The sequence below is a fragment of the Methylobacterium sp. 1973 genome (assembly GCF_040545035.1).
GTDB classification, from domain to species: Bacteria; Pseudomonadota; Alphaproteobacteria; order Rhizobiales; family Beijerinckiaceae; genus Methylobacterium; species Methylobacterium fujisawaense.
The window spans coordinates 98,209-120,364 of sequence record NZ_JBEPLA010000015.1; the positions used below are offsets into that span (position 1 = coordinate 98,209).

Sequence of the window (22,156 nt, forward strand, 5' to 3'; positions counted from 1 at the left end):
GCTGACCCCACGGAGAGCCATGACGACCGACACGCAGGCCGGGCAGGCGATCTACAATCCGCGGACGCTGCAGATCTACGACCTCGTCGTGCTGCGCCTGTCGAACCCGCTGATCTGGCGCTGCCCCACGGCGCGGATCCTGGATCTCTACGACCGGCACGCGGGCTCGGCGCATTGCGACGTCGGGGTCGGGACCGGCTGGTATCTCGACCGCTGCCGCTTCCCCGCGCCTGCGCCGCGCATCGGCCTGATGGACCTCAACGCCGACAGCCTCGCCTTCGCGGCCGACCGGATCGCGCGCTACCGGCCCGAGACCTACCGGGTCGACGTGCTCGGCGCCCCGGCCACCGGCATCGCGCCGTTCGACTCGATCGGGATGACCTACCTGCTCCACTGCCTGCCGGGCGACATCGCCGCCAAGGCGAAGGCCTTCGACACGGTGCGACCGTGCCTGCGGGACGACGGGGTGGTGTTCGGCGCCACGATCCTGTCGGGGGGCGTCCCGACCACGGCTGCGGCGCGGGCGCTGATGCGAGTCTACAACCGAAAAGGGGTGTTCTCGAACAGCGCCGACACGCTACCGGCCCTGCGCGCGGCCCTCGATCAGCGGTTCCGGTCGGTGGAGATCACGGTCGTCGGCTGCGTCGCCCTGTTCGTGGCGCGGGAGCCCCGCTGACCCGGCCACGGCCCGCGCACACAAAAAAGGGCGCCCGCAGGCGCCCTGATCCGTTCGGCCAGTCCCAAAAAATCAGGCGGCTGCGGTCTTCACCGGCACACCCTTCTCGGCCAGGAAGGTCTGCAGCTCGCCCGACTGGAACATCTCGCGGGTGATGTCGCAGCCGCCGACGAACTCGCCCTTCACGTAGATCTGCGGGATGGTCGGCCAGTTCGAGAAGGCCTTGATGCCCTCGCGGATGCCCTGATCGGCCAGCACGTTCACGCCCTTGAACGGCACGCCGAGGTAGTTGAGGATCTGCACCACCTGCCCCGAGAAGCCGCATTGCGGCATCTGCGGCGTGCCCTTCATGAACACCACCACGTCCTGGGAGGCGATCTCGTTCTGGATGGTCGTGTTGGCGTCGGTCATCGCGTTAGTCCTCGTTCGTCCTGTGACGGTTTATCGTGCAGCAAGCTTATAAGCTTGGCGTATGCTTCCTTGATTCCGCGATTTGCAGCAGTATCGCGTCCATATCAAAGCGTGCCGAAAGAAGCTCGTCCGGATCAACCGGACAGCTATCCGGCAGGTTGGGCAGAAGGCCATCACCGTATGGCGTAAGACCCAAGTTGGCGGTTTCGCGTGCGGATTTCCAGATCCGGTCCCAATCCAAACGCTGCCGCATCGATCGCTCGAACCTGTTGCGCGCGGCGATTTGGAACGTCAGCGTCTCCTCACGCCAGGGGCGGGTGACGGGCAGATCCGGCGCCGACAGGCGCTTCAGCATATGGGCGAGAGCCTGGACCAGCAAACCCTCAACGGCTCGAAGTTGAGACCGTCCTACGCTCTCGATCTCCTCGGCGACATTCTCCCAGTCGACCGCATTCGACAGGTCGCTGCGGGCTCCGAGCGCGCGCAGAGCCGCAGCCTGCTCCTCGGCCCAGGTCACGATGTCGTCATCGTAGAGACTCGGTCGATCCATCGGGAGAGCTACCGCGAGAACGACTAATCCTGCGGGACACCCGTGGTCAGCGCAAGGGCGTGGAGGACGCCGCCCATCCGGCCCTGAAGGGCGCCGTAGACCATCTGGTGCTGCGCCACCCGTGTCTTGCCCTTGAAGGCCGCCGACAGGACGGTGGCGGCGTAGTGGTCGCCATCGCCCGCGAGGTCGCGGATCTCCACCTGCGCGTCCGGCAACGCTTCGCGGATCATGCGCTCGATCTCGCCCGCATCCATCGGCATCGGCAAACTCCTGGGCGTAAGGGGGTTCAGGCGGCGGGAGCGGCCGGCTGGCTCGCCATGTAGGCGGGCAGCCAGCCCTCGTGCGCCGTGGACAGGTCGGCCAGCGATATGGTCTCGCCGCCCGGCAGGGTCAAACGGTCGGAGCCGGTGACGCCGACCACCGCCGCGTCGATCCCCTGCGCCGAGGCGCTGTAGAGGAGGTCGCTGGCAGCTTCCGGATCGATCGCCAGCAGGTAGCGGCCCTGGTCCTCGCCGAACAGGTAGGCGTGGGGGGCGAGATCCACCGGCACCTCGGGCAGGGCAGCGCCGATGCCGCCGGCCATCGCCATCTCGGCGAGGGCCACCGCGAGGCCGCCGTCGGAAAGGTCGTGGACCGTGTCGACGGCGCCCGACTGGATCAGGGTGCGGACGAAGTCGCCGTTGCGGCGCTCCAGGGCGAGATCCACCGGCGGCGGCGCGCCCTCCTCGCGGCCCTCGATCACCGACAGGTAGGCGGATTGGCCAAGCCAGCCCTCGCCGGAGCCGATCAGCACCAGCACGTCACCCTCGCGCTTGAGGGCGATGGTGGCGTGGCGCGCCACGTCGTCGAGCACGCCGACGCCGCCGATGGTCGGGGTCGGCAGGATGCCGACGCCGTTGGTCTCGTTGTAGAGCGAGACGTTGCCGGACACGACCGGGAAGTCCAGCGCCCGGCAGGCCTCGCCGATGCCCTGCAGGCAGCCGACGAGCTGGCCCATCACCTCGGGCTTCTCGGGATTGCCGAAGTTCAGGTTGTCGGTGATGGCGAGCGGCTTGGCGCCGACCGCCGTGATGTTGCGCCACGCCTCGGCCACGGCCTGACGGCCGCCCTCGACCGGGTCGGCCTCGCAATAGCGCGGGGTGACGTCGCAGGTCAACGCCAGCCCCTTCGGCCCGTCCTCGACCCGCACGATGGCGGCGTCGCCGCCGGGCTTCTGGACGGTGTTGCCCAGGATGAAGTGGTCGTACTGCTCGAAGACCCACCGCTTGGACGAGAGGTCCGGGGAGCCGACGAGGCGCTTGAGCGCGTCGGTGAGCGAGGCCGGGGCCGGAACCTCGGAGGCCGCGAGCACCGGCAGGTGCGTGTTGGACAGGTGCGGCCGGTCGTAGAGCGGCGCCTCGTCGCCGAGTTCCTTGATCGGCAGGTCGGCCACGGTCTCCCCGTGCCACTTGATCACGAAGCGCAGCGTGTCGGTGGTCCGGCCGATCACCGCGAAGTCGAGCCCCCACTTCACGAAGATGGCTTCCGCCTCCGCCTCCATGCCGGGCTTGAGCACCATGAGCATGCGCTCCTGGCTCTCGGAGAGCATCATCTCGTAGGGGGTCATACCCTCTTCGCGGGCCGGCACCTTGTCGATGTCGAGTTCGACGCCGAGGTCGCCCTTGGCGCCCATCTCAACGGCCGAGCAGGTGAGGCCGGCGGCGCCCATGTCCTGGATGGCGATCACCGCCCCCGAGGCCATCAGCTCCAGGCAGGCTTCGAGCAGCAGCTTCTCGGCGAAGGGATCGCCGACCTGCACGGTCGGACGCTTCGACTCGGAGGCCTCGTCGAACTCGGCCGAGGCCATGGTGGCGCCGTGGATGCCGTCGCGGCCGGTCTTGGAGCCGAGATAGACGATCGGGTTCCCGATTCCGGCGGCGGCCGCGTAGAAGATCCCGTCGGTGCGGGCGAGGCCCACCGCCATGGCGTTGACCAGGATGTTGCCGTCGTAGCGCTTGTGGAAACCGGTCAGGCCGCCGACGGTGGGCACGCCGAAGGAGTTGCCGTAGCCGCCCACGCCCGCGACCACGCCGGAGACGAGGCTGCGGGTGCGCGGATGGTCGGGGGAGCCGAAGCGCAGGGCGTTGAGCGCCGCGATCGGCCGAGCGCCCATGGTGAACACGTCGCGCAGGATGCCGCCGACACCGGTCGCCGCGCCCTGATAGGGCTCGATGTAGCTCGGGTGGTTGTGGCTCTCCATCTTGAACACGCAGGCGAGCCCGTCGCCGATGTCGATCACGCCGGCGTTCTCGCCCGGTCCCTGGATCACCCACGGCGCCGAGGTCGGCAGCCCGCGCAGGTGCTTGCGGGAGGACTTGTAGGAACAGTGCTCGTTCCACATGGCCGAGACGATGCCGAGTTCGGTCAGCGTCGGGTCGCGCCCGATCAAGCCGCGAAAGCGCTCGTACTCGTCCGGCGTCAGGCCGTGCTGGGCCACGAGGTCGGGGGTGATCGGAACGTCGTTGCGGAACATGGGGCAGCCTCGACGAGGGCGGTCCGGGAGCCCCGACAGGACCCCCGACCCGATAAGCGACCCGAACCGGGCAGCGTGCGGCGACGGTGACGGATTAGTGCGTTCTCCCACCGCGTTGCAATACGCCGTCTGACGCCACCGTGGATGAAGCCCGGTCACGCGGCCGGCGGATGGGCCAGGAAATCGGCGATCGCCGCCACGAACTTGTCGCCGTAGGCCTCGCGCTTGCGCTCGCCGACCCCGTGGACCGTGCGTAGAGCCCAGAGGTCGACGGGCTTCTGGCGGGCCATCTCGATCAGCGTTCGATCGGGGAAGACCATGAAGGCCGCGATGCCCTCGGCCCGGGCCAACGTGGCGCGCAGGCCGCGCAGGTGCTGGAACAGCGCCTCGTCGGCCTCCGAGAGGGCGATCTCGCCGTCCTCGCGGGATGCAGGCCGGCGTCGCTCGCGGGATTCGGCCTTCGGCTCCGGATCGGGCCGGAGTTGGACCGGCTCCCGGCCGAACAGGATCGCCTCGCCCTTCTCGGTCATGGACAGGCCGCCGAAGCCGTCGGCGTTCTCGGCGATCGCCCCGGCCGCGAAGAGCTGGCGCAGGATCGCCCGCCACGCGGCCACCGGCTTGTCGGCGCCGACCCCGAAGGTCTTGAGGCTCGCGTGGCCGTTGCGGCGGATCTGCTCGCTCTCCTTCCCGTGGACCACGTCGCAGATATAGGCCGCGCCGAAGCGCTGGCCGGTGCGCACGACGGCCGAGAGGATCTTCTGCGCCGAGACCGTCCCGTCCACGAGGGTGACGCCGCCGCGGCACAGGTCGCAGCGGCCGCAAGGGCCGCTCGCCTCGCCGAAATAGGCGAGCAGCGACTGGCGGCGGCAGGTGGCGCCCTCGCACAGGGTGATCATCGCCTCGAGCTTGCGCCGCTCGACCCGGCGGCGCTCGTCGGAGATCTCCTTCTCGTCGATCTGGCGGCGGCGGAGCGCCATGTCGTCGAGGCCGTAGAGGGTCAGCGTGTCGGCCGGCAGCCCGTCGCGGCCGGCGCGGCCGATCTCCTGGTAGTAGCCCTCGACGTTGTTGGGCATGTCGGCGTGGCAGACGAAGCGCACGTCGGGCTTGTTGATGCCCATGCCGAAGGCGATGGTGGCGGTCATCACCACCCCGTCCTCCTGCAGGAACCGGTCCTGGTTGCGCATGCGCGTGCCCTGGTCGAGGCCGGCATGGTAGGGCAGGGCGTCGAACCCGTCCTTCCTCAGGGTCTCGGCCAGTTGCTCGACGCGCTTGCGCGACGAGCAGTAGATGATCCCGCTCTCCGCCCGCCGATGCTTCAGGAACCGCTCGATCTGCCGGGCCGGGTTGTCCTTGGGCTGGAAGGTCAGCCGGATGTTCGGCCGGTCGAAGGAGTGGACGAAGATCTTCGGGGGCCGGTCCTGCGGGAACAGCCGCTCGGCGATCTCCGCGCGGGTCGCGGCATCGGCGGTGGCGGTGAGCGCCAGGGTCTGGATGTTGCCCAGCGCCACCCGGGCCCGGGCGATCTCCCGGTACTCGGGCCGGAAATCGTGGCCCCATTGCGAGACGCAGTGCGCCTCGTCCACCGCGAGCCGCCGGACCCCGGCCCCGCGCAGGGCCTCGATGCAGCCCTCCATCAGCAGGCGCTCGGGGGACACGAACAGGAGACGGAGGTCGCCCGAGCGCAGGGACCGCCAGGTCTCGCGGGACTCCGTCTCCGCCACCGTCGAGTTGAGTGTGGCGGCCTCGATGCCGACGCTCTTCATCTGCTGCACCTGATCGTGCATCAGCGCGATCAGCGGCGAGACCACGACTGTCAGACCGGGCTCGACCAGGGCGGGGAGCTGGTAGGTCATCGACTTGCCGGAGCCGGTGGGCATCACGGCGAACACGTCGGCGCCGTCCAGCACCGCGCCGATCACCTCGTCCTGCCCGGGCCGGAAATCCTCGTAGCCGAAGGTCTTCTTGAGCGCGGCGCGGGCCTCGTCGAGGCGGGTCATCGGGATCCTTGATCGGGGTTCTGGCCGCCCTTGCGGCAGGGGTGTTTAGACACTGGCTTCCGTGCGTCTACACGGGGGCTGCCATGCCGCTCAACATCCGCAGCGAAGAGGTGAATCAGCGCGCCGAGAAGCTGGCATCGCGGACGGGCGTGAGCAAGACCGAGGCGGTGCGACCCGCGCTCAAGAACGGACTGGCGCGGCAGAACGCGGAGCGCGAGACTTTCCTGGAGCAGGTCAAGCCGATCCAGGACAGGTTGGCATCCAACCCGTCGACGGGCCTCAAGGCGGATAAGGCCTTCTACGACAGCCTGAACGACGCGTGATGTTCGTCGACGCGTCCGCCATCATGCGATCGTCGCCGGCGAGCCGGGACATTCTGCGCTGATGGATCGGTTGCGCGACAGTCCCGTGCGGCTCACGAGCGGCGTTGCCGTGTATGAGGCGGTGCTCGCCATCACCCGGCTCAAGGCCGTCCCGCCCGAAGTCGCCGAAGAGATCGTGGACGATTTTCTGGCCGCCACAGGCGTCACGCGGGTCCCGATCGCCGAAGCGGAGACGCGACTCGCCCTCGCGGCCCACGCCCGCCACGGCAAGGGCCGCCACCCGGCGCGCCTGAACCTCGGCGACTGCTTCGCCTGTGCCTGCGCGCGGATGCACGGCGTGCCGCTGCTCTACGTCGGCGACGCCTTTCCGCAGACCGACATCCGCTCCGCCCTGGCCTGACGCCTCAGCCGCCGTGGAACTCGGCCACGTGCTGGGCCACGATCGCGTCGAAGGATTCATCCGCCCGGAAGCCCAGAGCCAGGGCCGCCTCCGGCTCGAAGGCCTCCGGCCAGGAGCCGACGATCCGCGCGATGGTCGGGTCCGGCGCGCGCCGGATCAGCGCCACGGCCTTGTCGCCCGCCGCGCGGCGCAGGGCCTCGATCTCCTCGGCGACCGTGGCGGAGACGCCCGGCATGGTCAGGCTGATCCGGGGGCCGATCGCCGCGAGGTCGAGCCCGGCGGCGTGGACGAGGAAGCCGACCGCCGCGGCGGGGCTGGCGAACCAGTGCTGCACCGTGTCGGGCACCGGCAGGATCGCCTCCTGGCCGGCCAGCGGCTCGCGGATGATGCCGGAGAAGAAGCCCGAGGCCGCCTTGTTGGGCTTGCCCGGCCGCACGCAGATGGTCGGCAGGCGCAGACCGATCCCGTCGAGGAAGCCGCGGCGTGCGTAGTCGGCGAGCATCAGCTCGCCCATGGCCTTCTGCACCCCGTACGAGGAGGCTGGGCGCAGGATGTGGTCGTCCGGGATCACCTTGGGGAAGGGCGGCCCGAACACCGCGAGGGAGGAGGTGAAGACGAGCTTCGGCCGGTAGCCGTCCGCCGCGTTGGCCGCCCGGATCGCGTCGAGGAGCAGGCGGGTGCCGTCGAGATTGACCCGGTAGCCGAGTTCCAGGTTGGCCTCGGCCTCGCCGGAGACCACCGCGGCGAGGTGGAAGATCACCCCCGGCCGCCCGGCGATGGCGGCCTCGGCGGCACCCGGGGCCGTCAGGTCGGCGGCCTCGGCCCGCACCGGGCCGGAGAAGCCTTCCGGCGCCGCGGGCGGAATCACGTCGAGCAGGGTGAGGGCGCTGAGCGTCTGCCCGCCGACCTGGCCGTCCTTCACCAGGGCGTCCACGAGGCGGCGGCCGATCATGCCGGCGGCACCGAGAATCAGGGCGTGCATGGGAAACCTCTCGTCGGAGTATGCGGCCTCAGGCCATCATGTCGAGGGCGCGGCCGAAGAAGTCCGGGCCGCCGAAATTGCCGGATTTGAGGGCGAGTAGCATCGGCTCCGATCGCCCTGCGGTCCGCAGCACCGGTACGCCCGCGGCGATCTCCGGCCCGAGCAGGAAGGCGGTGAGGCCCAGCCGGTCGACCACCGACCCCGAGGTTTCGCCGCCGGCGACCACGAGCCGGCGCACGCCGCGGGCGACGAGGCCCTCGGCGATGGCGGCCAGCGCCGCCTCGATGGCATGGCCGGTCGCGTCGACCCCGTGTTCGGCCTGGAGGGCGCGCACCGCCTCGGGGGGCGCCGAGGACGCGATCAGCACCGGGCCTGCGGCGAGCCGTTCCGCCGCGAAGGCCAGGGCCTCGGCCACCACGTCGGCGCCGGCGAGCAGCCGGGCCGGGTCGAGGCGCATCACCGGCATGATCTTCTCCGCCGCGGCGACCTGCTGGAGGGTCGCCTGCGAGCAACTGCCGGCGAGGCAGGCGGCGGCCCCGCCCACCGGCTCGCCCACGGCGGCCCCGGCGGCATCCTGCGTGCCGCGCCCGTCGGCCACCAGCGCCCGGGCGAGCCCGAGCCCGAGGCCGGACGCCCCCACGGAGAATTTCTCGGCGATGATCGCCCGCCCGAGGGTTTCGAGGTCGCTGTCGAAGATCGCGTCCGCGATGGCGGCGCCCTTGCCCTCGGCCGCCAGGGCCTGGAGGCGGGCCGCCACGGCCTCCGCACCCCGGGCCACCGTGGCGGTGTCGACCAAGCCGACCGGGCTGGCGCTCTGGCGCCCCAGCACGCGCACGAGGTTGGCGTCGCGCATCGGGTTGAGCGGATGGTCCTTCAGGGGACTCTCGTTCAGCGGCACGGATCCGACGAACAGGTTGCCCTGGTAGACGCTCCGGCCCGTCTCCGGGAACGCCGGGGTCACGAGCGCGATGGCCGCGCCGGCCTCGGCCCGAAGGGCGTCCATCACCGGGCCGATATTGCCCGCATCCGTCGAATCGAAGGTCGAGCAGACCTTGAACATCACGTGGGCCGCGCCCCGGGCCCGCAGCCAGGCTTCCGCCTCGCGGGAGCGGGCCACGGCCTGGTCGGCCGGGATCGAGCGGCTTTTCAGCGCCACCACCACCGCGTCGGCCTCCGGCAGGGCGCGGCCCTCCTCAGGCACCCCGATGGTCTGGATCGTGCGCAGGCCCGCCTTGGTCAGGGTGTTGGCGAGGTCCGAGGCGCCCGTATAGTCGTCGGCGACGCATCCCAGCGCGAGGCTCATCGGGCGCTCCCCTTGTAGGCGGCGAGCCAGCCGAGGCCCGCGACGGTGTCGGCGGCCGGGATGTACTCGCAGCCGACGAAGCCGCGGTAGCCGAGCCGGTCCAGCTCGTCGAACAGGAAGAAGTCGTTCATCTCGCCGGTACCGGGTTCGTGGCGCTCGGGCACGCTCGCCGTCTGGACGTGGCCGATGATCGGCATCAGGGCGCGCAGCCGCATGGTCACGTCGCCGTGCAGGATCTGGCAATGGTAGAGGTCGAACTGCAGCTTCAGGTTCGGCAAAGCCAGCTCACGGATCAGGTCCGCGGCGCGGCCGAAATCGTTGAGGAAGTAGCCCGGCATGTTCCGGCCGTTGATCGGCTCCAGGACGAGGTCGAGGCCGGCGTGGGCAAGCCGCTCGGCCGTCCAGGTCACGGCCCGGCGATAGGATTCGGCGGCCTCGGGATCGTCCCAGGGGGCGAGGCCCGCCATGAGGTGAAGCCGGCCCACGCCCGTCGCCTCGGCGTAGCGGAGCGCCGTCTCGACACCCGCCTTCAGCTCGTCGAACCGCTCGGGGAAGGCGGCGATCCCGCGCTCGCCCCCGGCGAAGTCGCCCGGCGGCAGGTTGAACAGCGCCTGGGTCAGGCCATTCGCCCGGAGCCGCGCGCCGATGGCCTCGGGCGGATGCTCGTAGGGGAACAGGAACTCCACGGCGTCGAACCCGGCGCGGGCCGCAGCCTCGAACCGGTCGAGGAACGGCACCTCGTTGAACATCAGGCTGAGGTTGGCGGCAAAGCGCGGCATTCTTTTGGGACTCCCTGCCCGATCCTTAGAAACGCGACGATCCGCTCAGCGGACCACGATCCAACCCAATCCCCGCATCCTGAGGTGCCGGAGCGCAGCGGAGGCCGCGAAGGCGGCCCGCTGGCGCGGGCACCTCAGGATGAGGAAGCGGGTGGGATCAGGCCTCCTCAGGCCGTCCCCGGCAGCTTCGCCCCCGAGACCTGCGCGTAGAGCCGCGCCACGGAGGCGTCGTCGTCGCGGCCCATGCCGGCGCCGGACGCCATCAGGAACATCTGGAGCGCCGCGGCCGCCACCGGGACCGGGTACTTCTCCGCCCGGGCCATGTCCTGCACGATGCCGAGATCCTTGACGAAGATGTCGACCGCGCTCTTCGGGCTGTAATCCGCGTCGAGGATGTGGGGCACCCGGTTCTCGAACATCCAGGAATTGCCGGCCGACTTGGTGATCACCTCGTAGACGCGCCGGAGATCGAGGCCCTGCTTGGCCGCGAAGGCCATCGCCTCGCAGGCGGCGGCGATATGCACCCCGGCCAGCAGCTGGTTGATCATCTTGAAGGCCGCGCCCTGGCCGGCCGCGTCGCCGAGCTCGTAGAGCGTGCCCGCCATGGCATCGAGGGCGGGCCGCGCCTTCGCGAAGGCCGCCGCCGAGCCCGAGGCCAGGAAGGTCAGGCCGCCGTCGGCCGCGCGGGCGGCGCCCCCGCTCATCGGGGCGTCGAGATAGTGGCGGCCGGTGGCCTCCAGCCGGGCGGCGAGCGCGCGCGCGACGGCCGGATCCATGGTGGCGGAGGAGACGAACACCGCGCCCTCCGGCATCGCGGCGGCAGACCCGTTCTCGCCGAACAGCACCGCCTCGGTCTGGGCGGCGTTGACCACCACGCTCACCACCACGTCGGCATCCCGCGCCGCCTCGGCGGGGTTCGCGGCGCCCCGGCCGCCGGCGGCGGCGAAGCGCGCCACCGCCTCCGGGTTCACGTCGCAGGCGGCGACCGAGAAGCCCGCCCGCAGGAGCGAGCCGGCCATGCCGGAGCCCATGGAGCCCAGGCCGATCACCGCGGCGCGGTGTGTTGCTTTGGTCATTGGGGGCGGCTCCTGCATGGACTGGGAAGGGGGTTCGTTACGTCGCGTAGGGTGCATCCGGAGCCGCGCGTCTCCCTCCCCCCTCTGCGGGGGAGGGTGGCCCCCGAAGGGGGTCGGGAGAGGGGAGCGACAGTGCAGAAGGGAGCGTCAGCCTCCGTGGAGGTCGCACCCTTTCCTGAAACCGGGCTCCCCTCTCCCGACCCCTGCTGACGCAGGGGCCACCCTCCCCCGCAGAGGGGGGAGGGAGACCGGAGCGCTCGGCTCGAAGCCTCAGCGGTTGACCATCCGGGCCGGCGTGACGAACACGCAGACCGAGCCGACCACCAGCATCGCGGCGAGCGCGTACATGCCGGCGGCGGTGCTGCCGGTGGCGTCGCGCAGCGCCCCGATCACGTAGGGGCTGACGAAGCCGGCAAGATTGCCCACCGAGTTGATCAGGGCGATGCCGGCCGCCGCGCCGGCGCCGCTGAGGAACGCCGTGGGCAACGACCAGAACAGGGGCGAGCAGGTCAGCACGCCGGCCGCCGCCACCGAGAGGGCCGCCACCGCGATGGTGGTCGAGCCCGCGCTCGCCGAGACCACGAAGCCGACGGCGCCGAGCAGGGCCGGGACGATCAGGTGCCAGCGGCGCTCGCGCATCCGGTCGGCGCTGAGCCCGAACAGAACCATCACGATGGCCGCGCACAGGAACGGGATCGCGCTGATCAGGCCGATGTTGAGATTGCCCTGCACGCCCGACGCCTTGACGATCGTGGGCATCCAGAAGGTGAGGCCGTACTGCCCGGTCACGAAGGCGAAGTAGATCAGGCTCATGAACCACACGCGGCCGTTGCGGAACACGGTGGCGATGGAGTGCGGGCTCGATTCCTTGCCCCGGTTGTCGGCGGCGATGTCGCGCTCCAGGAGCTGCTTCTCGGCGTCGCTCAGCCACTTCGCCTCGGCCGGGCGGTTGTCGAGGTAGAAGAACACGGCGAGTCCGATGAGCACCGCCGGCACCGCCTCGATCAGGAACATCCACTGCCAGCCGGACAGGCCCTGGGCGCCGTTGAACGCGTCCATGATCCAGCCGGAGAGCGGGTTGCCGAAGATCCCCGAGATCGGGATCGCCGCCATGAACACCGCGATCACCTTGGCGCGGCGATGGGCCGGGAACCACGACGTCGTGTAGAGGATCACGCCCGGATAGAAGCCGGCCTCGGCCAGCCCGAGCAGGAAGCGCATCCCGTAGAAGCTCCACTCGGAGTTCACGAACAGGAACGCGCCGGAGATGATTCCCCAGGTGATCATGATCCGGGCGATCCACACCCGCGCGCCGACCCGGTGCAGGATCACGTTCGAGGGCACCTCGAACAGGAAGTAGCCGAGGAAGAAGATCCCGGCACCGAGGCCATAGACCGTCTCGGAGAACTTCAGCTCCTGGGACATCTGGAGCTTGGCGAAGCCGACATTCACCCGGTCGAGATACGCCACCACGTAGCAGAGCATCAGGAACGGCACGAGGCGCCAGAACACCTTCGCGTAGGTGCGGTCGGCGAAGGACTTTTCGTCCGCGGGCGCGGTGGCGCCCCCCAGCGGAGCGGCTTGGACCGGCATGGCGTTCTCCCTCGCCCATACGCTCGCGCGGATGGGCGGATCATGGTCTTCACCGCTCGTCGGGCGGCGCTGGGGCGGTGCCATATCGCCTTTTGGCAGCGCTGCCAATCCGGTTGTGCGACATAATGCAGGCCGCTATGTCAGGGGCCGGATCGCTGAGGACGGTCTTCCCAATTGCACCCTCATCCCGCGGTGGCGCAGCGCAGCGGAGGTCTCGAAGGAGCCCTCCAGGGATCGCAGCGCCCTCTGGAGACCTTCTCCTTCGGGGCCCGGTCGCGCGGGCATCGCGCGATGAGGGTGCGGATGGGCGATGCGACGGACGTCATCAGAGACCGCGCCGGGAGAAGCGGGGCCATGGACGAATTCCAGCCGCCGGGGCGGCTCGTGACGCTCACCGACGTGGCCCGTGAGGCCGGGGTCGGCGAGAGCACGGTCTCGCGGGTCCTGCGCAACCACGGCTCCTATTCCAAGCGCGCCGGCGCGCGGGTGGCTGAGGCGGTGGCCCGGCTCGGCTACGTGCCGAACCGCCTCGCCGGCAGCCTCGCCGGCCAGGGCGCGAGCGCGCGGCTCGTGGGCGTCGTCATCCCGTCGCTCGCCAACGTGGTCTTCCCCGACCTGCTGCGCGGCCTGACATCGGCGCTCGACGCCGAGGGCATCCCCTGCGTGATCGGGGTGAGCGAGTACGATCCGGACCGGGAGGAGGCGCTGGCCGCCGCGCTCCTGTCCTGGCGGCCGGCGGCGCTGCTGCTCACCGGGCTGGAGCACAATCCCGGGACGGTGGCCCTCGCCAGGGCCGGGGGCGTGCGCGTCGTCGAGATGATCGACACGGATGGCGACGGGATCGACACGGTGGTCGGGTTCTCCAACCGGGCCGTGGGGGCGGCGAGCGCCCGCCACCTCGTCGCGCGAGGCTACCGCCGCATCGCCTATCTCGGCCACGACTTGCGCATAGACGTGCGGGCGGGCAAGCGGCTGGCCGGGTTCGAGGAAGCCCTGGCGGAGGCCGGGCTGGCGCTCCAGGCCCAGGAGATCCGGTCGGGGCCGTCCTCGCCGGCCTCGGGGCGGGCGGGGCTGGAGGCGCTGCTGGCGCGCCACCCGGATCTCGATGCCGTCTACTTCTCCAACGACGACATGGCGCTCGGCGGCTACTTCGCCTGCCTGGCGGCGGGGCTCGCGGTCCCGGGACGGATCGCGCTGTTCGGCTTCAACGGGCTCGACTTCGCGGCGGCGATGCCCCAGCCCCTCTCGACGGTGCGCACGCCGCGCCTGGAGATCGGCCGGCGGGCCGCCGCCTGCCTGACCGATCAGAGTCCAAAGAAAATCGATCTCGGGTTCGAGCTGATCGAGGGAGCGACCGCATGAGCGACGAGAGCCGGCTGCGCGAAGACATCTGCCGCTACGGCCGCTCGCTGTTCGAGCGCGGCCTGACGCCGGGCTCGTCCGGCAACATCTCGCTGCGCCTGCCCGACGGCGGCTGGCTGGTGACGCCGACCAACGCGTCCCTCGGCTTCCTCGACCCGGCGCGGATCTCCCGGCTGGACCAGCAGGGGCGCCTCGTCTCGGGCGACAAGCCCACCAAGGAGATCCCGCTGCACAGCGCGCTCTACGAGAGCCGCAGCGAAGCGAAGGCGATCGTCCACCTGCACTCCACCCACGCGGTGGCGGTCTCGATGCTGCCGGAGATTGACCCGCGTCAGGTTCTGCCGCCTTTGACGCCCTATTACCTGATGCGCACCGGCGGCACGGCGCTGGTGCCCTATTACCGACCCGGCGACCCGGCGGTCGCGGACGCGATTCGGGGGCTCGCCGGCCGGTACAGTTCGGTGCTGCTCGCCAATCACGGCCCGGTGGTGGCCGGGGACAGCCTGGAGGGCGCGGTCTTCGCCACCGAGGAGCTGGAGGAGACCGCCAAGCTCTACCTGCTGCTCCGCAACCTCAACCCGCGGCAGCTGAGCCCCGGGCAGGTGGCCGATCTGGTGAGCCATTTCGGCCTGACCCTGCCGGAGCCGGAGGACCATGCCGGGCACGATCACGGGTGAGGGGGGCCCTCAGCGGTCTGTGCGAAGGCGCAACGCGCCCACTCTCCCATGCGGGAGAGGGTCGGGGTGAGGGATCGGGTCTTTCCGGTGAGGTCGCACCCCTCACCCTGTCCCTCTCCCGCACGGGCGAGGGGACCCGCGCTCCGTTCAGATGGCGATTGTCCGCGGGGAAGGCTCCGCCTCACCCCTCGATCTTCGCGAACTCCGCCACCTCCCGCGTCGCGGCGCGCAGGGCGTTGAGCAGAGCCAAGCGGTTCTCGCGGAGCTTCGGATCGGGCGCGTTGACGGTGACGTCCTGGAAGAAGGCGTCCACCGGCGCGCGGAGCGTGGAGAGCGCCTGCATGGCCCCGGCGAAATCCTCGCGGGCGACCGCCGCCGAGGCGGTCTCCCGGGCCTTCGCCAGCGCCTCGGCCAGTGCCCGCTCGGCCGGCTCGCCCGCGGCGGCGAGGGCGGCGTCGGGCGCGGCATCGTAGGCGCGGCCGTCCTTCTTCTCCTCGATGCGCAGGATGTTGGCCGCGCGCTTGTAGCCGGCCAACAGGTTCTTCCCGTCCTCGGTGTCGAGGAACTGTCCGAGCGCCTCGACGCGGCGCACGACCATCAGCAGGTCGTCCTGGCCGGGCAGGGCGAAGACGGCGTCGATCAGGTCGTGGCGGGCGCCCTGGTCGCGGAGGTAGACCTTGAGGCGGTCCGCGAAGAAGCCGAGGAGATCCCCGGCATCCGCACCGGCCCGCCCGGCGAGGCCGCGATCCGCCGCGCCGACCTGCTCGAGAAGGCGCAGGCGCAAGCCGCGGTCGAGGATCAGCCGGATCACGCCCAGAGCCGCCCGGCGCAGGGCGAACGGGTCCTTGCTCCCCGTGGGCTTCTCGTCGATCGCCCAGAACCCCACCAGCGTGTCGAGCTTGTCGGCGAGCGCCACCGCGATGGAGACCGGATCGCTCGGCACCCGGTCGGAGGGGCCGAGCGGCTTGTAATGCTCCTCGATGGCCGCGCAGACGCTGTCGTGCTCGCCCTGGAGCGCCGCGTATTTGCGGCCCATCAGGCCCTGGAGCTCGGGGAACTCGCCGACCATCTCGGTGACGAGGTCGGCCTTGGCGAGACGGGCGGCGCGCTCGGCGAGCGCCGGATCGGCCCCGACCAGAGTCGCGAGGTCCTTCGCCAGCGCGGCGATGCGGGCGATCCGCTCGCCCTGCGTGCCGAGCTTCTCGTGGAAGACGATGCTGTCGAGCTTCGGCAGCCGATCCTCCAAGCGGATCGCCTTGTCGGTCTCCCAGAAAAACTTCGCGTCCGACAGGCGCGCCCGGACCACCCGCTCGTTGCCGGCTGTGATCGCCCGGCCGCCGTCGCTGGCGACGAGGTTCGAGACCAGGATAAAGGCCGGCGCCAGGTCCTCCGACCCGCCCTTGCGCAGGACGAAGCACTTCTGGTTCGCCCGGATGGTCGCCCGGATCGCCTCGGCGGGGATGTCGAGGAAGGCCTCGTCGAAGGAGCCCATCAGCACCACCGGCCATTCCACGAGGCCCGACACCTCCTCCAGCAGCCCCTCGTCCTCGACGAGGTCGAGGCCGCGGGCGAAGGCGAGGTCGCGGGCATCGTGCAGGATCACGTCCTTGCGCCGGTCGGCGTCGAGGATGACCTTCGCCCGCTCCAGGGCCTGGATGTAGTCGTCGAACCGGCGCACCTCGATCGCCTCCGGGGCGAGGAAGCGGTGGCCGTAGGTCACCGTGCCGGCCGCGATCCCGCCGACCGCGAACGGCACGACCTCGGGGCTCTCGGTCTCCGGCCCGAAGGTCGCGACGATCGATTGCAGCGGGCGCACCCAGCGGAGGGACCCCGGCTCCGCCGAGGCCGCGCCCCAGCGCATGGATTTCGGCCAGGGGAAGTTCTTGACGATTTCGGGCAGGAGCTCGGCCAGGACGTCGAGCGTCTCGCGGCCGGGCCGCTCGATCACCGCGAGATAGAATTCGCCCTTCTTGGGATCGGTGACGGTCGTGGCCTGATCGAGGCTCGTCAGTCCCGCGCCCTTCAGGAAGCCCTGGACGGCCGCCTCGGGGGCGCCGACCCGCGGGCCGCGGCGCTCCTCACGCACGGCCTCGCCCCGGGCGGGGAGGCCGGCGATGTGCAGCGCCAGCCGGCGCGGCGTCGAGAACGCCTTGGCGCCCTCGTACAAGAAACCGCGCGCCACCAGGGCGTCGGTGACGAGCTTTTTCAGATCCTCCGCCGCGCGCCGCTGCATGCGGGCGGGGATCTCTTCCGAGCGGAGTTCGAGCAGGAGGTCGGGCATGGCGCGGCCATATCGCCGCGCCGCACCCCTGTCGAGGGTTGACGGCCCAGGCTCAGCGCGCCTCGCCCTTGAGGATGGTCGTGAGCTGCCACTTGCGGTCGCCGATCGCGTGGGCGTCGGAGACCTTCCAGCCGCCATCCTCGCGCACGAGGTCGTAGACGATCGCCTTCGATCCGTCGCCGCCCTTGCGCTCCACCGTGACCTTCGCTTGGTCCTTGCCCTCGGTGGCCTCCTTGAAGGTCAGGTTCTTCACCGTGTCGGGCTTCAGGGGCTCGCCGTTCAGGCGGTAGTCGAAGTCGAGGTTGCCGGTGGCACCGTTGGCCTGCTTCGCGTCGGCGTCGAACAGGCCCTGCAGGCGCTTCGAGTACACGGAGGAGTGATTCGGGTGCGGCTCGGCGTAGAGCTTCTTGACCGTGGCCTCAGGCCCGGGATCGGCCGCCAGCGCGGGGGCGAGGCCGAATCCGAGGAGGCTGAGGGCGAGGATCGTCTTCTTCATCACGAGGTTCCCGCGTCTGCGGACGCGCCGGAGCGCGCCGGTTGGCGGGGGTTGCAACGCGCGAAGGCTCAAGGGGCTCCGCCGGCCGCGGTCTTCAGCCACGCGGCCCCGCAGGCCTTGGCGAGTTCCCGCACCCGCAGGATGTAGCTCTGGCGCTCCGTCACCGAGATCACGCCGCGCGCGTCGAGGAGGTTGAAGACGTGGCTGGCCTTGATGCACTGGTCGTAGGCCGGCTGCGCCATCCGGTGGCGCTCGCCCTCCGCGGCGGGCGCGCCCGCCGCGAGGTAGGACCGGCAGGCCGCCTCCGCGTCGGTGAACTGGCGGAACAGCATCGTCGTGTCGGCGGACTCGAAATTGTGGCGGGAATATTCCTGCTCGGCCTGCAGGAACACGTCCCCGTAGGTGATCCGGTCCGCACCCTCGGCGCCGTTGAAGTCGAGGTCGTAGACGTTCTCGACGCCCTGGACGTACATGGCGAGCCGCTCCAGCCCGTAGGTCAGCTCGCCCGCCACCGGCGCGCACTCGAAGCCCGCGACCTGCTGGAAATAGGTGAACTGGCTGACCTCCATCCCGTCGCACCAGCATTCCCAGCCCAGGCCCCAGGCGCCGAGCGTCGGGCTCTCCCAATCGTCCTCGACGAAGCGGATGTCGTGGAGCTTGAGGTCGACGCCGATGGCCGCGAGCGAGGCGAGGTAAAGCTCCTGCAGGTTCGGCGGGTTCGGCTTCAGGATCACCTGGAACTGGTAATAGTGCTGGAGCCGGTTGGGGTTCTCGCCGTAGCGGCCGTCCTTGGGCCGGCGCGACGGCTGGACATAGGCCGCCTTCCAGGGTTTCGGGCCGAGCGCCCGCAGGGTCGTGGCCGGATGGAAGGTGCCGGCGCCGACCTCCATGTCGTAGGGCTGGAGGATCACGCAGCCCTGCGCCGCCCAGAATTCCTGAAGCGTCAGGATCAGACCCTGGAAGGATTTCTTTTGGGACATGGGTGTCGGAGGCTCGGGCTCGCGCGGCGGCTCGGGCCGCTGGCGGGCCGGTTTAGGTGCGGGCGGGCAGGGGTGCAAGGCGCGGGTGTCGGGTGAAGGCGATCGGGTGACGGGTCTTCGGCGCCGGCGGCCCGGGTTGCCTGTCCGGGCCGGATGAGGTCCGATCCGTCCGGACCAGCGGAGAGAATCATGGACAGCAGCCTCGCGATCCGCCGGATCGGCGCCGGCGACCGGGATGCTTGGCTGCCGCTCTGGCGGGGCTACCAGGCGTTCTACAAGGTCGACCTGTCGGACGCCGTCACGGAGACGACCTGGCGGCGCCTCAACGACCCGGCCGAGCCGGTCGACGGAGCCCTGGCGTGGCGCGGCACGGAGGCGATCGGCCTCGTCCACCACATCCGCCACCGCTCAGCCTGGACGGTCGGGGATTACTGCTACCTCCAGGACCTGTTCGTGGCGGACGGCGCCCGGGGTCTCGGGATCGGGCGGCGGCTGATCGAGCACGTCTGCGAGGCCGCGAAAGCCGCCGGCTGCTCCCGCGTCCACTGGCTGACGCACGAGACCAACACCGACGCGATGCAGCTCTACGACCGGATCGCCGAGAAATCCGGCTTCGTGCAGTACCGCAAGATCCTTTGAGGGCCCGCGCCCCAGGTGCGGCGGGACACGCAAGCGTGGCGGTTTTTGGGCAATACCGGGAACCGCCAAGCCAACGGCCAAGTTATCGCTGCAACAGGGGATCTCGGCACCTCAGCGCTGCCGAACGCAATACGACGGACCACTCGTCATGTTCAATGCTCGCACCCGCAACACCTTCGGCCGCAAGAACATCGCTGTCTTCGCCGCGCTCGCCATCTCGTCGCTGGCCGCGACGCCCGTCGTGATGAGCGCCAGCCGCGCGCTCGCCACCTCCGAGGACCAGCCGGTGGCCGCGACCCTGCGGGTCGAGCCGGTGGACGTCGCGCCCGTGGCGGTGGCGCCGAAGTCCGAGGGGACCTGCCTGCGCAAGGTGCGGGTCGTCTACAGCGGCTACGGCCAGCCGGCGGACGGCTGCGCCGCCCATTGAGGAACCGCACCCCGGCCGGGCGCGGCTCCAGGCCCCTGGTTCGACGCGCTCTCCGACGCCGAACGGGATCCGACTTCGGCGGAGAGTGGTCTAGCCATGGGCCGGCGCGGTCCCGGCCAGACGCTTGAGATGGAGCTCTTCCAGATCGATCTCCGTTTCCAGCTGACGCAGCACCGAGCTGTGGACCCGGTTCTGCCGGTGCAGGTCGATCAGCGCCGACCGGCCTGACCGCACGGCGAGCAGCGCGGCGGCGAAGTGCTCGTTCTTCTCGGCTTCGAGCGCCGTCCGCTCGTCCCGGTCCCGCGAGGAGGCCCGGACCCGGCGACGATACTCCTCCACGAGGCGCGGGTGCTGCAGCGCCCCGGTCTCGGGGAACACCAATCCCTCCAGGGCGGCGAGTCCCGCCTCGTTGACGACGACGCGGGCCATGGGCGCGTCGAGATGGCCGTCGGGCAGGTGCGCCACGGGATCGAGGCGGAGCCGGCGGATCAGCGGCCCCAGGGTCGTGCCCTGCACCAGCACGGTGAACAGGATCACCACGAAGGCCGCGACCAGGATTGCGTCGCGGCCGGGGAAGTCCACCGGCAGCGCCAGGGCCGCCGCAAGGGTCACGACCCCGCGCATCCCGGCCCATCCCACGATCAGCGGCACGGCCGGGTTCGGGGAGGGTTCCCGCGCACGCAACCGCGGCGACAGGAGCCGCCGCAGGTAGACGGCGGGAAACACCCAGAGCAGGCGGGCGACGACGCAGGTGGCGGTGACGGCGAGCGCCAGGGGCAGCCCCGCCGAGAGCGACCCGTACTCGCCGCCGGTCCGGGCCAGCACGCCGCGCAGCGCCAGGCCGATCAGCACGAAGACCAGAGCCTCCAGCACGAACACCACGAATGCCCACACCGCCACGGAATGGCGGCGGGCATGGGCGTCGAAGGTCTCGTGCTCCCGGCCGCCCATCATCAGGCCGCAGGCCACAACCGCGAGAACGCCGGAGGCGTGGACCTCCTCGGCCGCGAGGTAGGCGACGTAGGCGGCGAGGAAGCTCAGCACCGTGATGGCGTTTGCGTCGTGCAGCCGCCGCATCCCGGCGTTCACCGCCAGACCGCAGGCGAGCCCGACCGCGACGCCCGCCACCGCGAGCCACGCGAAGCTGCCGGCCGCCGCCCAGGCGCTGAAGCTCCCCGTCAGCGCGGCCGCCACGGCGAAGCGGTAGAGCACGAGGCCCGAGGCGTCGTTGACGAGGCTCTCGCCCTCCAGGACCGTGATCATCCGGCGGGGCAGGGCGACCCGGGCCAGAACCGCCTTGGCGGCGACCGCGTCCGGCGGCGAGACGATGGCGCCCAGGGCGAAACAGGCGGCCCAGGGCAGGGCCGGCACCACCGCGTGGGCGACGAGCCCGACGATCAGGGTCGTGAACAGGACCGCCCCGAGCGAGAGCGACAGGATCGGGCCGAGGCTCGCCCGGAAGTCGCGCCAGACGGTGAAGTAGGCGGATTCGAGCAGGAGCGGCGGCAGGAACAGGACCATGATCAGGTCCGGGTCGAGCGTGAAGGCCGGCAGGCCCGGCACCACCGCCAGCGCCATGCCGCCGATGACCAGGGCGGCGGCCGGCGGGAAGCCCAGGCGCCCGGCCGCCAGCGACAGCAGCAGGGCCGCGCCGAGGAGGCCGAGGATCAGCTCGAACAGGGCGACGGAGGTCATCGATGAATCGGGCTCGGCGCTGGATCGGCGGGAAGCGCGGCCGTTCTACGCAGATTTCAATCGTCGGTGGAATACCAGTGCAGACGTACCAGACCGAACCCCGCCGTCCATCGCCAATCGGTCGTCTGCGCGATCAGCCGCCCTGCGCGGCCTCCCGATCCAGCGTGGATGTCCTTTTCGCAGATGGCGCATCGCTCGTTCCCGCGATCCTCGGGAGCCGGTGGGAGGCCGCCCTGCGGTTCATGACGCGATCGAACGTATCCGAGTCCGCGCATCGTCCGCGCCTCGACCACGTTCGGCGAGACAGCTGCCGCTCGCGTCGCCGAAAGCTTCTCGGCCACCGCCGACGCGACGGATGGGTCCAGCGTCGTTCAGCCGTCCCGGGCGGTCCGTCGCGTCGGCGCGAATCCGGCCGCCGGCCGTATCCTACAGCGCCCCCTCCCGCACCGCGCCCGGATCGGCGAGCGCGTGGAGGATGCGCGCGGCGCTGTGGGCGAAGCGGAGCGTCACGGCCTTGCGCCGGGCGCCGCTCAGCGGATGCTCGGGCGCCGCACGCAGGATCCCGGCCCCGTAGGCATCCGCGACGATCAGGCCGCATTCCTCCGGGATCAGGGATTCGGGCACGTCCTCGGGGATCGCGAAGAAGAACCGGTCGCAGAAGTCGCGGTAATCCGGCCATTTCCGGTCCGCGCGGAAATCCGCCACGCTCGACTTGATCTCCACGATGGTGAGCTTCCCGGCGCCGCACAGGGCGATCACGTCGGCGCGGCGGCCGTTGACGAGGGAGAATTCCGGCAGGGTGACGCAGCCCATCTCGGAGAACAGCCGCCGCACGCCGCGCTGGATGCGCAGCGCCGTCGGCGACTGCCGCCGGTCGGGCGGCAGGAGCGCCTCAGCCGCCGGGGGCGGAGAAGCCGAATCGGAAATGCCGATGGAAGCGGACATCAATCTCGGGGAATGCGCCTGTGCCGAATCGGGACATCCTGCCAATCCCGGC

General features: G+C 70.8%; 22 protein-coding genes. 7 read left to right on the forward strand and 15 right to left on the reverse strand.

What is annotated here, in order from left to right; all coding sequences use genetic code 11:
- Window positions 1-19 precede the first annotated feature (19 nt).
- Window positions 20-676, forward strand: a complete 657-nt coding sequence (locus ABIC70_RS23710; RefSeq protein ID WP_354441408.1) for a class I SAM-dependent methyltransferase — start codon at window positions 20-22, stop codon at window positions 674-676.
- 72 nt (window positions 677-748) lie between these two features.
- Here the strand turns inward: ABIC70_RS23710 and grxD are convergent, their stop codons facing one another.
- The 5 genes from grxD to recQ form a co-directional block, all read right to left on the reverse strand.
- Complete coding sequence (gene grxD, locus ABIC70_RS23715; protein WP_043347809.1) at window positions 749-1,087, reverse strand: Grx4 family monothiol glutaredoxin; 339 nt, start codon at window positions 1,085-1,087, stop codon at window positions 749-751.
- 46 nt (window positions 1,088-1,133) lie between these two features.
- Complete coding sequence (locus tag ABIC70_RS23720) at window positions 1,134-1,637, reverse strand: DUF29 domain-containing protein (protein ID WP_083935986.1); 504 nt, start codon at window positions 1,635-1,637, stop codon at window positions 1,134-1,136.
- Window positions 1,638-1,660: 23 nt separating this feature from the next.
- Window positions 1,661-1,897 carry a BolA family protein gene (locus ABIC70_RS23725; protein WP_007568343.1) on the reverse strand — a complete coding sequence of 79 codons (237 nt, stop codon included), beginning with the start codon at window positions 1,895-1,897 and terminating at the stop codon, window positions 1,661-1,663.
- A gap of 26 nt (window positions 1,898-1,923) precedes the next feature.
- Window positions 1,924-4,149 carry a phosphoribosylformylglycinamidine synthase subunit PurL gene (gene purL, locus ABIC70_RS23730; protein ID WP_345821148.1) on the reverse strand — a complete coding sequence of 742 codons (2,226 nt, stop codon included), beginning with the start codon at window positions 4,147-4,149 and terminating at the stop codon, window positions 1,924-1,926.
- Window positions 4,150-4,304: 155 nt separating this feature from the next.
- The gene (gene recQ, locus ABIC70_RS23735; RefSeq protein WP_179698415.1) at window positions 4,305-6,146 is read right to left on the reverse strand and encodes a DNA helicase RecQ; all 1,842 of its coding nucleotides are present in this window, start codon (window positions 6,144-6,146) and stop codon (window positions 4,305-4,307) included.
- 83 nt (window positions 6,147-6,229) lie between these two features.
- Between recQ and ABIC70_RS23740 the strand changes: the two genes are divergently transcribed.
- Together ABIC70_RS23740 and ABIC70_RS23745 are read left to right on the forward strand one after the other, a co-directional pair.
- Window positions 6,230-6,469 (forward strand): type II toxin-antitoxin system VapB family antitoxin, encoded by a 240-nt coding sequence (locus ABIC70_RS23740; protein WP_053609188.1) that lies wholly within the window; start codon window positions 6,230-6,232, stop codon window positions 6,467-6,469.
- 61 nt (window positions 6,470-6,530) lie between these two features.
- Window positions 6,531-6,869 carry a type II toxin-antitoxin system VapC family toxin gene (locus ABIC70_RS23745; protein WP_354441411.1) on the forward strand — a complete coding sequence of 113 codons (339 nt, stop codon included), beginning with the start codon at window positions 6,531-6,533 and terminating at the stop codon, window positions 6,867-6,869.
- 4 nt (window positions 6,870-6,873) lie between these two features.
- Here ABIC70_RS23745 and denD read toward each other — a convergent pair whose 3' ends face one another.
- The 5 genes from denD to ABIC70_RS23770 form a co-directional block, all read right to left on the reverse strand.
- Window positions 6,874-7,851, reverse strand: a complete 978-nt coding sequence (gene denD, locus ABIC70_RS23750) for a D-erythronate dehydrogenase (protein ID WP_354441413.1) — start codon at window positions 7,849-7,851, stop codon at window positions 6,874-6,876.
- A 28-nt stretch (window positions 7,852-7,879) separates the two neighbouring features.
- Complete coding sequence (gene otnK, locus ABIC70_RS23755; RefSeq protein WP_354441415.1) at window positions 7,880-9,154, reverse strand: 3-oxo-tetronate kinase; 1,275 nt, start codon at window positions 9,152-9,154, stop codon at window positions 7,880-7,882.
- Complete coding sequence (gene otnI / locus ABIC70_RS23760) at window positions 9,151-9,933, reverse strand: 2-oxo-tetronate isomerase (protein WP_354441417.1); 783 nt, start codon at window positions 9,931-9,933, stop codon at window positions 9,151-9,153. Before otnI ends, otnK begins: the two co-directional genes overlap by 4 nt.
- Before the next feature lie 167 nt (window positions 9,934-10,100).
- Window positions 10,101-11,009 (reverse strand): L-threonate dehydrogenase, encoded by a 909-nt coding sequence (ltnD, locus tag ABIC70_RS23765; RefSeq protein WP_354441419.1) that lies wholly within the window; start codon window positions 11,007-11,009, stop codon window positions 10,101-10,103.
- A 270-nt stretch (window positions 11,010-11,279) separates the two neighbouring features.
- Window positions 11,280-12,602: an MFS transporter gene (locus ABIC70_RS23770; RefSeq protein ID WP_053609192.1), complete on the reverse strand. Its 1,323-nt coding sequence runs from the start codon at window positions 12,600-12,602 to the stop codon at window positions 11,280-11,282.
- A 354-nt stretch (window positions 12,603-12,956) separates the two neighbouring features.
- On the opposite strand from ABIC70_RS23770, the gene ABIC70_RS23775 reads away from it, so the two are divergent.
- Together ABIC70_RS23775 and otnC are read left to right on the forward strand one after the other, a co-directional pair.
- Window positions 12,957-13,964, forward strand: a complete 1,008-nt coding sequence (locus tag ABIC70_RS23775) for a LacI family DNA-binding transcriptional regulator (RefSeq protein WP_043347788.1) — start codon at window positions 12,957-12,959, stop codon at window positions 13,962-13,964.
- Window positions 13,961-14,641: a 3-oxo-tetronate 4-phosphate decarboxylase gene (gene otnC, locus ABIC70_RS23780; protein ID WP_043347786.1), complete on the forward strand. Its 681-nt coding sequence runs from the start codon at window positions 13,961-13,963 to the stop codon at window positions 14,639-14,641. Before ABIC70_RS23775 ends, otnC begins: the two co-directional genes overlap by 4 nt.
- Before the next feature lie 181 nt (window positions 14,642-14,822).
- Here the strand turns inward: otnC and glyS are convergent, their stop codons facing one another.
- From glyS to ABIC70_RS23795, 3 genes are all read right to left on the reverse strand, one after another.
- The gene (glyS, locus tag ABIC70_RS23785; RefSeq protein ID WP_287090308.1) at window positions 14,823-16,922 is read right to left on the reverse strand and encodes a glycine--tRNA ligase subunit beta; all 2,100 of its coding nucleotides are present in this window, start codon (window positions 16,920-16,922) and stop codon (window positions 14,823-14,825) included.
- 52 nt (window positions 16,923-16,974) lie between these two features.
- A complete protein-coding gene (locus tag ABIC70_RS23790; protein ID WP_043347783.1) occupies window positions 16,975-17,418 on the reverse strand; it encodes a DUF3828 domain-containing protein in 444 nt (147 codons plus the stop codon).
- Window positions 17,419-17,486: 68 nt separating this feature from the next.
- Window positions 17,487-18,398, reverse strand: coding sequence for a glycine--tRNA ligase subunit alpha (locus ABIC70_RS23795; protein WP_043347781.1), 912 nt, complete (start codon window positions 18,396-18,398; stop codon window positions 17,487-17,489).
- 189 nt (window positions 18,399-18,587) lie between these two features.
- Here ABIC70_RS23795 and ABIC70_RS23800 point away from each other — a divergent pair, with 189 nt between their 5' ends.
- Window positions 18,588-19,037, forward strand: a complete 450-nt coding sequence (locus tag ABIC70_RS23800; protein WP_043756220.1) for a GNAT family N-acetyltransferase — start codon at window positions 18,588-18,590, stop codon at window positions 19,035-19,037.
- Between the two features lie 148 nt (window positions 19,038-19,185).
- Window positions 19,186-19,464, forward strand: a complete 279-nt coding sequence (locus ABIC70_RS23805) for a hypothetical protein (RefSeq protein WP_051044690.1) — start codon at window positions 19,186-19,188, stop codon at window positions 19,462-19,464.
- Between the two features lie 90 nt (window positions 19,465-19,554).
- Here ABIC70_RS23805 and ABIC70_RS23810 read toward each other — a convergent pair whose 3' ends face one another.
- Together ABIC70_RS23810 and ABIC70_RS23815 are read right to left on the reverse strand one after the other, a co-directional pair.
- The gene (locus tag ABIC70_RS23810; protein WP_043389493.1) at window positions 19,555-21,159 is read right to left on the reverse strand and encodes a Na+/H+ antiporter; all 1,605 of its coding nucleotides are present in this window, start codon (window positions 21,157-21,159) and stop codon (window positions 19,555-19,557) included.
- Window positions 21,160-21,585: 426 nt separating this feature from the next.
- Complete coding sequence (locus tag ABIC70_RS23815; RefSeq protein ID WP_051044689.1) at window positions 21,586-22,104, reverse strand: MmcB family DNA repair protein; 519 nt, start codon at window positions 22,102-22,104, stop codon at window positions 21,586-21,588.
- Between the last annotated feature and the right edge of the window lie 52 nt (window positions 22,105-22,156).